Origin of the sequence: Streptomyces sp. NPDC051109 (assembly GCF_044455885.1) — a bacterium.
GTDB lineage: Bacteria > Actinomycetota > Actinomycetes > Streptomycetales > Streptomycetaceae > Streptomyces.
In genome coordinates this window covers 1-13,374 of the sequence record NZ_JBITFF010000015.1, presented here as the reverse complement: position 1 = coordinate 13,374, position 13,374 = coordinate 1, and the positions used below count along the sequence as shown (strand labels likewise).

12 protein-coding genes and 1 riboswitch are annotated in these 13,374 nt (G+C 71.5%); of the genes, 10 read left to right on the top strand and 2 right to left on the bottom strand.

The features are described from left to right. Positions 1 to 11 precede the first annotated feature (11 nt). The 5 genes from ACIBAD_RS25550 (at position 12) to ACIBAD_RS25530 (ending at position 6,607) form a co-directional block, all read left to right on the top strand. Positions 12 to 821 carry a c-type cytochrome gene (locus tag ACIBAD_RS25550; RefSeq protein WP_134075117.1) on the top strand — a complete coding sequence of 270 codons (810 nt, stop codon included), beginning with the start codon at positions 12 to 14 and terminating at the stop codon, positions 819 to 821. Continuing rightward, a complete protein-coding gene (locus ACIBAD_RS25545) occupies positions 818 to 1,876 on the top strand; it encodes a Rieske (2Fe-2S) protein (protein WP_134075116.1) in 1,059 nt (352 codons plus the stop codon). The genes ACIBAD_RS25550 and ACIBAD_RS25545 overlap by 4 nt, the downstream gene beginning before the upstream one ends. Next, on the top strand, positions 1,873 to 3,501 hold the full coding sequence (locus ACIBAD_RS25540; RefSeq protein WP_134075115.1) for a cytochrome bc complex cytochrome b subunit: 1,629 nt from the start codon (positions 1,873 to 1,875) through the stop codon (positions 3,499 to 3,501). The genes ACIBAD_RS25545 and ACIBAD_RS25540 overlap by 4 nt, the downstream gene beginning before the upstream one ends. 168 nt (positions 3,502 to 3,669) lie before the next feature. Further along, positions 3,670 to 4,734: an anthranilate phosphoribosyltransferase gene (trpD, locus tag ACIBAD_RS25535; protein WP_134075114.1), complete on the top strand. Its 1,065-nt coding sequence runs from the start codon at positions 3,670 to 3,672 to the stop codon at positions 4,732 to 4,734. Between the two features lie 99 nt (positions 4,735 to 4,833). Then, a riboswitch (SAM riboswitch) is annotated at positions 4,834 to 4,950 on the top strand. A 262-nt stretch (positions 4,951 to 5,212) separates the two neighbouring features. Continuing rightward, entirely contained in the window at positions 5,213 to 6,607 is a 1,395-nt protein-coding gene (locus ACIBAD_RS25530) for an aminotransferase class V-fold PLP-dependent enzyme (RefSeq protein ID WP_398908682.1), read from the top strand. Between the two features lie 151 nt (positions 6,608 to 6,758). On the opposite strand, the gene ACIBAD_RS25525 is transcribed toward ACIBAD_RS25530, so the two are convergent. Together ACIBAD_RS25525 and ACIBAD_RS25520 are read right to left on the bottom strand one after the other, a co-directional pair. Next, positions 6,759 to 7,040 carry an Lrp/AsnC ligand binding domain-containing protein gene (locus ACIBAD_RS25525; protein WP_030291798.1) on the bottom strand — a complete coding sequence of 94 codons (282 nt, stop codon included), beginning with the start codon at positions 7,038 to 7,040 and terminating at the stop codon, positions 6,759 to 6,761. After that, a complete protein-coding gene (locus ACIBAD_RS25520; protein ID WP_398908679.1) occupies positions 7,037 to 7,759 on the bottom strand; it encodes a rhomboid family intramembrane serine protease in 723 nt (240 codons plus the stop codon). The genes ACIBAD_RS25525 and ACIBAD_RS25520 overlap by 4 nt, the downstream gene beginning before the upstream one ends. 127 nt (positions 7,760 to 7,886) lie before the next feature. On the opposite strand from ACIBAD_RS25520, the gene ACIBAD_RS25515 reads away from it, so the two are divergent. The 5 genes from ACIBAD_RS25515 (at position 7,887) to ACIBAD_RS25495 (ending at position 13,286) form a co-directional block, all read left to right on the top strand. Further along, entirely contained in the window at positions 7,887 to 8,126 is a 240-nt protein-coding gene (locus ACIBAD_RS25515) for a hypothetical protein (protein ID WP_008738811.1), read from the top strand. 40 nt (positions 8,127 to 8,166) lie between these two features. Further along, positions 8,167 to 9,531 carry an NYN domain-containing protein gene (locus ACIBAD_RS25510; protein ID WP_134075111.1) on the top strand — a complete coding sequence of 455 codons (1,365 nt, stop codon included), beginning with the start codon at positions 8,167 to 8,169 and terminating at the stop codon, positions 9,529 to 9,531. A 254-nt stretch (positions 9,532 to 9,785) separates the two neighbouring features. Continuing rightward, positions 9,786 to 10,814 (top strand): C40 family peptidase, encoded by a 1,029-nt coding sequence (locus ACIBAD_RS25505; RefSeq protein ID WP_134075110.1) that lies wholly within the window; start codon positions 9,786 to 9,788, stop codon positions 10,812 to 10,814. Positions 10,815 to 11,075: 261 nt separating this feature from the next. Next, complete coding sequence (locus ACIBAD_RS25500; RefSeq protein ID WP_398908677.1) at positions 11,076 to 12,119, top strand: NlpC/P60 family protein; 1,044 nt, start codon at positions 11,076 to 11,078, stop codon at positions 12,117 to 12,119. A 36-nt stretch (positions 12,120 to 12,155) separates the two neighbouring features. Next, complete coding sequence (locus ACIBAD_RS25495; protein ID WP_398908675.1) at positions 12,156 to 13,286, top strand: hypothetical protein; 1,131 nt, start codon at positions 12,156 to 12,158, stop codon at positions 13,284 to 13,286. Positions 13,287 to 13,374: the final 88 nt, after the last annotated feature.

The following is a 13,374-nucleotide window of genomic DNA, read 5'->3' as shown; positions in this document are numbered from 1 at the left end:
CGGGGTAATCCGTGAAAAAGCTCTCCGCACGACGACGCCATCCGCTGGCGGCGGTCGTCGTTCTACTCCTCGCGCTGGCGGCCACTGGGGGGCTGTACGCCGCCTTCGCCCCCGCGGGCAAGGCGCAGGCCGATGAAACCGCCCAGTCCCTCGCCATCGAGGAGGGCAAGAAGCTCTACGCCGTGGGTTGCGCAAGCTGCCACGGAACCGGCGGTCAGGGTTCCACTGACGGCCCCAGCCTGGTCGGCGTCGGCTCCGCGGCCGTCGACTTCCAGGTGAGCACGGGCCGCATGCCCGCCCAGCAGCCCGGCGTGCAGGTGCCGAAGAAGCCGGTCGTCTACGAACAGGCGCAGATCGACCAGCTCGCCGCCTACATCGCCTCCCTCGGCGCCGGCCCCAGCGTGCCGACCGAGAAGCAGTACGACCCGGCGGGCGCCAACATCGCCAGGGGTGGTGAGCTCTTCCGCAACAACTGCGCGCAGTGCCACAACTTCACCGGCGAAGGCGGCGCGCTGACGAACGGCAAGTACGCCCCGAACCTTGAGGGCGTCTCGCCGAAGCACATCTACGAGGCCATGCTCACCGGCCCGCAGAACATGCCCTCCTTCCCGGACAGCACCATGCCGACGAAGGAGAAGAAGGACATCATCGCGTACCTCGAACACGTGAACGGCGACAAGTCGAACAGCCCCGGTGGTCTCAAGCTCGGTGGCCTCGGCCCCGTCTCCGAGGGTCTGTTCGGCTGGATCTTCGGTCTGGGTGCGCTGATCGCTGTCGCCGTCTGGGTCGCGGCCCACACCGCTAAGGCCAAGAAGTCATGAGTAGCCAAGACATTCCCGAAGAGAAGCACCTGCCGAGCGAGCAGGGCGACGCGCACCACGGTGGCGTCGCAGTCGCGGACAACCCGTTCGCCGACCCGGGCCTGCCGGTCCACAAGCCCCGTATCCAGGACATCGACGAGCGGGCCGCGAGGCGCTCCGAGCGCACCGTGGCGATGCTCTTCACGCTGTCGATGCTGGCCACGATCGGCTTCATCGCCTCGTACGTCGCCATCCCGGTCGACAAGATCGTCTACATCTTCCCGATCGGGAAGGTGAGCGCGCTGAACTTCGCGCTCGGTCTGACCCTGGGCACCGCCCTCTTCTGCATCGGCGCGGGCGCGGTCCACTGGGCCCGCACCCTGATGTCCGACGTCGAGGTCGCCGACGAGCGCCACGAGATCGCGGCCTCGCCGGAGCTCAAGGCGAAGGTCATGCAGGACTTCGCCGACGGTGCGCAGGAGTCGGGCATCGCCCGCCGCCCGCTGATCCGCAACACCATGCTGGGCGCGCTGTCGATGCTGCCGCTGTCCGCTCTCATGATCATGCGCGACCTGGGCCCGCTGCCCGAGGAGAAGCTGCGCAAGACCGTGTGGGCCAAGGGCAAGCTGCTCATCAACGACAACACGAACGAGCCGCTGCGTCCCGAGGACGTGCAGGTCGGTTCGCTGACCTTCGCCAGGCCCGAGGGCCTGGAGGAGGAGCAGCACGACTTCCAGACTCAGATCGCCAAGGCCGCCCTGATGATCGTCCGCATCAAGCCGGAGGACATCAAGGACAAGCAGGAACTTGAGTGGTCCCACGAGGGCATCGTGGCCTACTCGAAGATCTGCACCCACGTCGGCTGCCCGATCAGCCTGTACGAGCAGCAGACCCACCACGTGCTCTGCCCGTGCCACCAGTCCACCTTCGACCTCTCCGACGGCGCCCGAGTCATCTTCGGTCCGGCCGGCCACGCGCTTCCGCAGCTGCGGATCGGCGTGAACGGTGAAGGCTTCCTCGAAGCGCTCGGCGACTTCGAAGAGCCCGTCGGTCCTGCATTCTGGGAGCGCGGATGAGCACTGCCACTGACACGAAGCGACCGGCGCCCTCCAAGGGCGAGCGGGTAGCGGACTGGGCCGACGGACGCCTGGGCATCTACAGCCTGGCCAAGTCCAACATGCGCAAGATCTTCCCGGACCACTGGTCCTTCATGCTGGGTGAGATCTGCCTCTACAGCTTCATCATCATCATCCTCACGGGTGTGTACCTGACGCTGTTCTTCCACCCGAGCATGAACGAGGTCGTGTACCACGGCTCGTACGTGCCGATGCAGGGTGTCCAGATGTCCGAGGCCTTCGCCTCGACTCTGAACATCAGCTTCGAGGTCCGCGGCGGTCTGCTCATCCGGCAGATCCACCACTGGGCGGCGCTGATCTTCGTCGCGGCGATGCTCGTGCACATGATGCGCGTGTTCTTCACGGGCGCGTTCCGCAAGCCGCGCGAGGTCAACTGGATCTTCGGCTTCCTGCTGCTGGTCCTCGGCATGTTCACCGGTTTCACCGGTTACTCCCTGCCGGACGACCTGCTCTCGGGCACCGGTGTCCGCTTCATGGAGGGCGCGATCCTGTCCGTGCCGATCGTCGGCACGTACCTGTCGTTCTTCCTCTTCGGCGGCGAGTTCCCCGGCGGCGACTTCGTCGCGCGGTTCTACTCGATCCACATCCTGCTGCTGCCCGGCATCATGATGGGCCTGCTGGTGGCCCACCTGATCCTGGTCTTCTACCACAAGCACACCCAGTTCGCGGGTCCCGGCAAGACGAACAACAACGTCGTCGGCATGCCGCTGCTGCCGGTCTACATGGCCAAGGCCGGAGGCTTCTTCTTCCTGGTCTTCGGTGTCATCGCGGCCATCGCGGCGATCGCCTCGATCAACCCGATCTGGGCGCTGGGCCCGTACCGGCCGGACCACGTGTCCACCGGCGCGCAGCCCGACTGGTACATGGGCTTCTCCGAGGGCCTCATCCGTGCGATGCCCGGCTGGGAGATCAACCTCTGGGGCCACACGCTCGTCCTGGGCGTGTTCATCCCGCTGGTGATCTTCCCGCTGGTGCTGGCCGCGATCGCGGTGTACCCGTTCATCGAGTCCTGGGTCACCGGGGACAAGCGCGAGCACCACATCCTGGACCGCCCGCGCAACGTCCCGACCCGTACGGCCTTCGGTGTGGCCTGGCTGACGTGGTACGTCATCCTGCTGATCGCCGGTGGAAACGACATGTTCGCGCAGTACTTCCACCTGTCGATCAACAACATCACCTGGTTCGCCCGTATCGGCTTCTTCGTCGGCCCGGTCATCGCCTTCGTCATCACCAAGCGGATCTGCCTCGGCCTCCAGCGCCGGGACCGGGACAAGGTGCTGCACGGTCGCGAGACCGGCATCATCAAGCGCCTGCCGCACGGTGAGTTCGTCGAGGTCCACGAGCCGCTGGCGCAGGGCAAGCTGCACACCCTGACCGCGCACGAGCAGTACAAGCCGGTCGAGATCGGCCCGACGGTCGACGAGAACGGTGTCGAGCGCAAGGTCGGCCGCATGGAGAAGCTCCGCGCGAAGCTCAGCAAGGGCTACTACGCGGAGGACAGCCAGATTCCGAAGCCCACGGTGGAGGAGTACAAGGAGATCCAGAGCGGCCACGGCCACCACTGATCCCGCTTGAGGGACTGATTCAGGTCAGTCCTGGTGTCGCCACGGCAAGAGCCCCGTCCAGTGTCCGGACGGGGCTCTTTGCCGTCCCCGGGGCTGGATAGGCTGAACCCCTTCCCATTCGAGTGGGCCCCGGCATACCGGGTGGCCGATCAACAGCAGGAGCGGACCATGAACGTTGCGACCCCGGCAGGCGGCGACAGCGTGGCGGCCCGCGGCTGGCCGGGTCTTCTCGACGCCCTGCTGACCGGCCAGGACCTGCGCGCCGAGGAGACCGCCTGGGCCATGGACCGGATCATGCGCGGGGAGGCCACGGACGCCCAGATCGCCGGCTTCGTGGTGGCGCTGCGGGCCAAGGGGGAGACGGTCGCGGAGATCAACGGCCTCGTGCGCTCGATGTACGGGCACGCCAACCTGATCGAGGTGCCGGGCCGGACGGTGGACATCGTCGGCACGGGCGGCGACGGGGCCAAAACGGTGAACATCTCGACGATGTCCTCGATCGTGGTGGCCGGCACGGGGGCCAAGGTGGTCAAGCACGGCAACCGGGCCGCGTCGTCCGCGAGCGGTTCCTCGGACGTGCTGGAGAAGCTCGGGGTCAACCTGGACCTCACCCCGGCGAGGGTGGTCGAGGTCGCGGAGGAGGCCGGCATCACCTTCTGCTTCGCGGTGAAGTTCCACCCGGCGCTGCGGCACGTGGCGGCGGCCCGCAAGGAGCTGGGCATCCGGACCACGTTCAACTTCCTCGGCCCGCTCACCAACCCGGCGCGGGTACGGGCGCAGGCCACGGGCGTGGCGGACGCCCGGGTGGCGCCCATCGTGGCGGGCGTGCTGGCGGAGCGGGGCTCCTCGGCGCTGGTGTTCCGCGGGGACGACGGCCTGGACGAGCTGACGACGACCGCGACCTCCCGGGTGTGGTGGGTCCGCGACGGCCGGGTGGACGAGCGGTCCTTCGACCCGCGCGACGTCGGCATCCCGCTGGTCGACGTCTCGGCGCTGCGGGGCGCGGACGCCTCGTACAACGCGGACGTGGCCCGCCGGCTGCTGGCCGGCGAGCCGGGCCCGGTGCGCGACGCGGTCCTGCTGAACTCGGCGGCGGCCCTGGTGGCCCTGGACCCGGGCACGGATTCCCTGGAGGACCAGATCCGCAGCGCGATCGCCCGTGCGGCCGATTCCATCGACTCGGGCGCGGCCCGCGCGGCCCTGGACCGCTGGGTGGCGGCCAGCAACGCCTGAGCTCTCCGAGCGGCTCCTGATCGCTTCCGGCCAAGGCCCCGGTCCACCATGCGGACCGGGGCCTTGTGCATGCGGGATCTTGTGGCAGGATGCTGACCAGGTCACGAGTGACAGCGTTTTGGCCCCGGCTTGCTGTCCGGCAACCCTCCTTCCGTGGCGGGGTGCCCCGGGTGATGACCAGGTCGTGGGCAGAAAGGCCTGCGGCAAGCGCGGATCCCTCGATACCAGGGGTCCTGGTCTGTCGAGGAGCTTTTCCGTGAGCAAGCGAATGCGATAGGGCGACTCCGCCCCTTCTTCACCCTCCGTGCGGTCCCGAATCGTCCGCGCGTCGAGGCAACTCCCGTACCTCTGGCACATGTGCATCCGCGCATCCGCTGCATCCGCACACCCGTTTCCGGGGATGCCCGCAGCATGCGGGGTGCACCCCACGTACGGGCCGTCCGAAGCCATTCAGCCTGTCCTGCCGGGAGATACCGCCATGTCCACGTACCCGAACGCCGCCGTCACCACCACCGCCGCCGCCACCGAGGCCGTCGACCCCGCCTGCGCCCGGCCGCTGCCGGTCCTCGGCCGGGACGTCACCGTCCCGCTCGTCACCGGCGGCGAGGTCACGTACGCGGCACTCGACTACGCGGCCAGCGCCCCCGCGCTGCAGCGGGTCTGGGACGACGTCGCCGCCTACGCCCCGTACTACGGCAGCGTGCACCGCGGGGCGGGCTACCTCTCCCAGCTGTCCACGGACCTCTTCGAGCAGAGCCGGGTGACGGTCGCCGAGTTCCTCGACTGCCGTCCGTCCGATCAGGTGGTCTTCACCCGGTCCACCACCGACTCGCTGAACCTGCTCGCCGCCGTGCTGCCGGCCGACTGCCAGGTGTTCGTCTTCGAGACCGAGCACCACGCCTCGCTGCTGCCGTGGGCGGACGCGCAGGTCACGTACCTCGACGCGCCGCGGACCCCGGCCCAGGCCGTGCAGACCCTGGAGCGGGCGCTGGCCGAGCGCGACCCTTACGGCCCGGCACTGGTCTGCGTCACCGGCGCCTCCAACGTCACCGGTGAGCTGTGGCCGGTGAAGGAGCTCGCCGCCGCGGCACACGCCCACGGCGCGCGGATCGTCCTGGACGCCGCCCAGCTGGCGCCGCACCACCCCGTCTCCGTGCAGGAGCTGGACGTCGACTGGGTGGCCTTCTCCGGGCACAAGCTGTACGCGCCGTTCGGCTCGGGCGTACTGGCCGGGCGCGCGGACTGGCTGCAGCAGGCGGAGCCGTACCTGGCCGGCGGCGGCGCCTCCCGCAAGGTCGCCCGCCGCGCGGACGGCGGCGTCGACGTCGAGTGGCACACGACGGCGGCCCGCCACGAGGCCGGCTCCCCGAACGTGATCGGCGTCTACTCGATCGCCTCGGCCTGCAAGGCCCTGACCGAGGCGGGCTTCGACGGCCTCGTCGCCCGCGAGCGCCACCTGATCGCCAAGGTCCGCGAGGGCCTGGCGGAGGTCCCGGCGGTCCGCATCCTGTCCCTCTTCGGCGACGACGCCCCGCGGGTCGGCGTCATCTCCTTCGTGGTGGACGGCTGGAACAGCTCGCACTTCGCGGCGGCGCTGTCGGCGGAGTACGGGATCGGCGTCCGCGACGGCCTGTTCTGCGCCCACCCGCTGGTCCGCACCCTGCTGGGCAGCGAGCCGCAGGCCCAGGGCGAATGCGGAGCCCCCGAGGCGGCCCCGGGTGAGCGCTCCCTGAACGCGATCCGCGTCAGCTTCGGCGCCGGCACCCCGGACGAGCACGTCGACCGCTTCGTCGGCGCAGTGAGGGAACTGGTCACTTCGGGAGCCAAGTGGCAGTACCGCACGGAGGAAGGCCGCTGCGTCCCGGCCGTCTGACACCCGTGGGGATCACGCTCAGCGGTCCTGCCGCGGCCGTCTGCGCCCTTGCGGCCGCACGGGAGGTGCCCCGGCGTACCGTGACCGGCGGCGGCGGCGGGGGGCGCGGCGCGGGGTGTGGCGTACTGCGGGCCGGGCCGGGCCGGAGGCGTCAGGCGTCGAGGCCGATGGCGAAGGCCGCTTCCAGGTCGTGCTGGGAGTACGTGCGGAACGCCACGTGGGTGTCGGTCGCCTCGACGCCCGGGATCTTGCTGATGCGGCCCGGGATGATGTCCGCGAGGTTCTCGTGGCGGGCCACGCGGACCAGGGCGATCAGGTCGTACGTCCCGGTGACGGAGTAGACCTCGCTGACGTTGTCCAGCGCGGCGATCGACTCGGCGATCTCGGGGATGCGGTCCACGCTGGTCTTGATGAGCACGATCGCGGTGATCACGGCTGGCTGTCTCCCTCGGTGGCCGTCGCTGGTCGCCTCACTCTAGTCGTACGCCGATAGCGCACCCACGCGTAGACGAAGCCGAGCGAGAAGCCCACCACGTGGGCGAGGTAGGCCACCCCGGGGCCGCTTCCCGCGCGGTGCGCCGCCACCCACTGGAGGGCGAACCAGAACAGCAGGACCACCCACGCCGGGAAGCGCAGGGGGAGGAAGAGGAGGAAGGGGAAGAGGCTGGTCACCCGCGCCCGCGGGAACAGGCACAGGAAGGCCCCGAGCACCGCCGAGATCGCACCCGACGCACCCACCAGCGTCTGAGCCGAGGAGGCGTTGGCCGCCGCGTACGCCGCCAGCGCCAGGTAGCCCGTGCAGATGTAGAACGACAGGAACTCCGGCCGCCCCATCCGCTCCTGCGTCATCACGCCGAAGACGTAGAGGAACAGCATGTTGCCGAGCAGGTGCAGCCAGCTGCCGTGCACGAACAAGGCGGTCAGCGGTGTCAGCAGGGCCCGCGCCGAGCCGGTGAAGAGTTCGTCGGGGACCACGCCCCAGCGCCGGAAGTACGCGGTCCCCGTCTCCAGTAACCGCTCACCGGTCCCGTACGAGGGATCGAGCCCCGAGGCCGGGCCGAGCAGGAACACCACGCAGCAGCCCGCGATCAGCGCGTGGACGACCACCGGGCCCCGAGCGGCTTCCCGCAGGGCCTGCCACTTTACGATCATGCGATCGAGCATGACCCAAGCGGACCCGCCCGAAGCACCGGCAGGCCGTAGGGTTACGTGCTGCGGTCCGCCGATTGACGCGGACGGCGGCTTTAATTGAATCAGCTACGAAGGAGAGAGCGGCCTGATGACGGTTCCCCTGCCGACCGACACCACCCGGTGGCGCTGCACGCTGTGCGGCAACCTCACGCGTTTCGACGTCACTCGTTCGTCGAAGGTCGTGGAGTACGTCCACCTGGACCTTGCCGGGGAGCCCAAGGTCGAGGAGCGCGAGGTGGTCAATGAGACCATCGAGTCGGTCCGCTGCCGGTGGTGCAACGCCGTGGACCAGATCGAGCTCGTGGACAGGCCGGGCGCGGACTCCTGACGGAGCCCCGCCCACAGGTGAATGACGGTAGGGGTGACGGATTGTGGAGCCAGCAAGCGGCGCTGAGCCGGCCGACGCGGCCGGCGACGCCGCCGAGGTGCTCGACCGCCCGCTGCCGGAAGGCGTGCGGCGCCGGGTCGTCGCGCTCGTCTCGGACGCCTTCGGCGGACTGACGGTCGCGGACCTCCCGGCGCAGCTGCGCCAGTACGCCCGGTTCACCCCGACCCGGCGCGCCAAGTTCGCGGGCAACGCCATGGCCGCGGCGGTGGAGACGGACGCCGTCTTCCGGGGCCGCGTCGCCGAGAAGCTCCGCGAGGCCCAGGCCGACCTGGCCGGTGCGCTGGATTCGGGCGCCCCGCCCGCCGCCGCCGACCCGCTGGACGTGGCGGCCGCCGCGTACGTACTGCGCCCGGTCGGCTGGGTGAAGCTGGTGGCCGCCGCGGGCGAGGAGGCGCAGCGCGCCGACGCCGAGCGGGTCGGCGAGGAGACCCGGCGCGAACTGGACCGGCTGCGCGAGGAACTGGCCCAGGCACGGGACGCGCAGCGCCTGGGCGGCGAGCAGGTACGGACCGAGCTGGACGCGGCGCGCAAGGAAGCGGAATCGCTTCAGCGCAAGCTGCGCAGCGCCCAGAGCGACGTGAAGCGCGGCGAGGCGGCCCTGCGCAAGGTCACCGCCGAGATCGACGGGATCCGGGGCGAGGCGGCCGCGCAGGTGGCGGCCGCAGAGAGCGAGACCCGGCGCCTCAAGTCCCGCCTCGCGGAGGTCGAGACGGCGCTGGAGACCTCCCGCCGGGCCACCCGCGAGGGCCGCAGCGTCGAGGACATGCGGCTGCGGCTGCTGCTGGACACGGTGCTGGACGCGGCCCAGGGGCTGCGCCGCGAGCTGGCGCTGCCGCCGGTCTCGACGCGGCCGGCCGACACCGTGGACGCGGTGGAGCCGGGCCGGATGACCCCGAAGGACATCGCGGCACGCGCCCTGTCGGAGACGGATCCGGCGCTGCTGGACCAGTTGTTGGCGCTGCCCCAGGCCCATCTGGTGGTCGACGGCTACAACGTGACGAAGACCGGCTATCCGACGATGCCGCTGGAGAAGCAGCGGCTGCGGCTGCTGGGCGGGCTGTCGATGCTGGCCGCGCAGACGGGCGCGGAGATGACGTGCGTCTTCGACGGCGCGGAACTGGCGGCCCCGGTGCTGCTCGCGCCGCCGCGCGGGGTGCGGGTGCTGTTCTCCAAGCCCGGGGTGACGGCGGACGAGCTGATCCGCCAGCTGGTGCGCGCGGAGCCGCCCGGCCGGCCGGTGGTCGTGGTCTCCACCGACCGCGAGGTGGCCGACGGCGTGGCGAAGGCCGGCGCCCGGCCCGTGACGTCCGCTTTGTTGCTGAAGCGGCTTTCGCGCGTTTCGTAACTCCTCGGCGCAATGCCCGATTTGGCAGGGCCGACAGGGAACGTACCGTCAAGTGTCCTGCACGGAGCGTGGACTGTAGGTAAAGAAGCTGGTCGGCGGCGAAGTTTTTTGCCGACAGGATTTGAAGTGATCACAGCGAGGTCACTAGGGTCGGGTCAAACCTTCGTGCGGTAGGTCACTCATTCGGGGTGCCGGCGGAGGTGTCGCCGAGTCGCGTTCCCTTCGGCGGTTCCAGGAAGAAGGAGCTCGCCTCCGTGGCGTCCCACCGTCGACCCAAGCAGCCGACCCGCACGCGTGTGACCGTGCTGACCGCCACGGCCGCCGCGGCCGTCGCCCTCTCCGCACACGGCGCCTCCGCCGCTCCGGCCCAGCCGAGCAAGGACGAGGTCAAGTCCAAGGTCGACGCCCTCTACGAAGAGGCGGAGCAGGCCACCGAGAAGTTCAACGGGGCCAAGGAGCGCCAGGAGACCCTGGAGAAGGAGATAGGCCAGCTCCAGGACGCGGTCGCCCGCGGCCAGGACGAGCTCAACCAGCTGCGCGGCACGCTGGGTTCGATGGCCAGCGCCCAGTACCGCACCGGCGGCATGGACCAGTCCGTCGCCCTCTTCCTCTCCGGTGACCCCGAGACCTACCTCGACAAGGCCTCCACCCTGGAGCAGTTGAGCGGCAAGCAGGTCGAGGCGGTCCAGAAGATCCAGGCCAAGCAGCGCTCCCTCGCGCAGAAGCGCCAGGAGGCCGCCGGCAAGCTCGCGGACCTCGACGCCACCCGCAAGGAGCTCGGCGAGAAGAAGAAGGCCTCGCAGGACAAGCTCGCCGAGGCCCAGGCCCTCCTCAACACCCTGACCGCGCAGGAGCGCACGGCCCTCAGGGACGACGAGTCCCGCGCCAGCCGCAGCGACAGCGACCGCGCCGACCTCGGCAACGTCAAGGCCTCGGGCCGCGCCGGCGCCGCCCTCGCGGCCGCCAAGACCAAGCTGGGCAGCGCGTACGTCTCCGGCGCCACCGGCCCGAGCGCGTTCGACTGCTCCGGGCTGACCCAGTGGGCCTACAAGCAGGCCAACGTCAGCATCTCGCGCACCACCTTCACCCAGGTCAACGACGGCACGCGCATCGGCCAGAGCCAGCTGCAGCCCGGCGACCTGGTGTTCTTCTACTCGGACCTGCACCACGTCGGCCTGTACGCGGGCAACGGCATGGTCCTGCACGCCTCGAACCCGCGCGGCGGCGTCAAGTACGAGGCCATCGGCAACATGCCGTTCCAGTTCGGCGTCCGCGTCGGCTGACGCACCCCGGTCCGAACTCCCCCTGCGGGGGCTCCTCCACGGGACGCGCCACACCGCCCATCCGGGCGAATTCCGCGTCCCCGCTGTGACCACACGCCCCGCCGGTGACCTGCGTCTCCGGCGGGGCGTCGTCGTGTGCGCCCTCGGGGGGTCGTTGGCCGGTGCGTGGCGGCGCGGTTACTGTCTGCCAGCGCGGAACCCGGCACCCTGCCGCCCACGGAGGGCGGACCCGGTCCCGCGCAGCGGAAGGGAGCGGTTCCAGTGGCGTCCCATCGTCGGCCCGGGCTCGGCAGCCTCGACAGGAACACCAAGGCCACCGTCCTGACCGTCGCCGCGGCCACCGCCGCGGCCGCCATGACGGGCGCGACGGCGAGCGCGGCCCCGACCCTGCCGCAAGAGCCCGCGGCCGGCGCCCGCGCCCAGGTCGACCGGCTCTTCGAGGAGGCCGAACAGGCCACCGAGCGCTACAACCGGGCGGGCGAGCGGGCCGACCGGCTCCGCACCGAGATCGACCGGGCCCAGGACGCGCTCGCCCGCGGCCAGGACCGCATCAACACCATGCGGGGCCTCCTCGGCACCTTCGCCGGAGCCCAGTACCGCTCCGGCGGCATCGACCCCGCCGTCGAGCTGATGCTCTCCGAGAACCCGGACGAATACCTCGACAAGGCCTCCCAGCTGAACCGGCTGACGGACCGGCAGACCCGGCGGCTCGACGAACTGCGCAAGGAGCAGCGCCGGCTGGGCCAGCAGCGCCACGAGGCCTCGCAGAAGCTCGCCGAACTCGACTCCGTACGGGCCGACGTGGCCCGCCAGAAGCGCGCCGTCACCGCCAAGCTGGCCGCCGCCCGACGACTCCTCAACGCCATGCCCAGCCAGGAACGGGCCGACTTCGAACGGGCCTCGCGCTCCGGCGAGCGCCCCGGAGGCCTGCCCGAGCTGAACTCGCCCGGCCCCTCCTCGGGCCGCGCCGCGACCGCCGTGATGGCCGCCCGGGCAGCCGTCGGCCGTCCGTACATCTGGGGCTCCACCGGGCCCTCCGGGTTCGACTGCTCCGGGCTGATGGTGTGGTCGTACCGGCAGGCGGGCGTCTCCCTGCCGCGCACCTCGCAGGCCCAGCGGTACGCGGGCCGCCAGGTCCCGCTCTCGCAGGCGCAGCCGGGCGACCTGGTCACGTACCGCTCGGACGCCAGCCACGTCGCCATGTACGTCGGCAACGGCCAGGTCGTGCACGCCCCCTACCCGGGCGCGCGGGTGCGGTACGACCCGGTCGGGATGATGCCCGTGTCCTCCGTCACCCGTCCCTGACCCGCCCCCGCCGCGGGGCGTGCGTACGATCGTCGGATGTCCCCGCTCCACCGGCTCCTCGTGCGCGCACTGCCGCTCCTGCTGAGCGCGCTGCTCGCGGGATGCGGGGCGCCCGCGGTGCGGGACCCCGCCGAGGGGGACGTCCGGGACGCCGTCGCCGCCTGGTCGCGGACGCCGCCCGCGCCGCTCGCCGGTATCCCGCTGGAGGGATGGGCGTACGAGGTCTCCGCGGTCCGCCGGGACGGCGATCGGGCCACCGCCCGCGCGCAACTGCGCTACCGGCTCACCGGCTACGACACGGCCCCGGCCGGATCGGCGCGCGAGGTGCTGCTGAGCCGCGACGGCGCGGACGGCGGGCCGTGGCGGGTCACCGGGGACCGGCCCGCGCCGGGCGCGCCGCCGCAGCTGTGGGACCAGGGCCCGGTGGAGGCGGTCAAGGGCGCCCACGCGCTGGTGCTCGGCGTCGGGCAGTCCCCGCAGACCCTCTCCGCGGTCGCGGCGGAGGCCGAGCGGGCGGTGCCCGCGGCGGGCGCCGCCTGGCCGCGGGCGTGGGCGGGCCGGGTGGTGGTGCTGGTGCCGGGCTCCCTGGAGCGGATGGCGGAGCTGCTGGGGCGGCCGGCCGCCGAGTACCGGGGCATGGGGGCCGTCACGACGGGCCGGGTGGGCGCCGCGGCGGCCCCCGCCGACCGGGTCGTCGTCAACCCGGAGGGCTGGACGCAGCTCAGCGCGGCGGGCCGGGGCGTCGTCCTGACCCACGAGGTCACGCACGTCGCCACCCGGACCGCGACCACCGCCCGGACCCCGCTGTGGCTGTCGGAAGGCTTCGCGGACTGGGCGGCGTACCGCGGCGCGGCCGCCACCGCGCAGCAGGCCGCGCCCGCGCTGGGCCGGGCGGTGCGCCGCGGGGAGCTGCCGGCCGCGCTCCCCGCCGACGCGGCGTTCACGTTCGGCGGCGACCCGGAGGCCCTGGCCCGCGCGTACGAGGGCGCGTGGCTGGCCTGCCGGCTGATCGCGGCCAAGTGGGGCGACGCCACGCTGGTCAGCCTCTACGAACGGGCGGGCCGCGAGCCCCTGGCCACGGCCCTGGAGGAGACCGTCGGCGGCGATCTGCCCGGCCTGACGCTGGCCTGGCAGGCCGGCCTCCGCGCGGAGCTCGGCGCGCCCTAGGTGTTCTGTCCAGGGAGGTTGTGGACGGGTGATGTAGGTCTCCGCTGAGGGATCTTGAAATGGGTGAGGGCCTTCTGGCCTGGTGTGG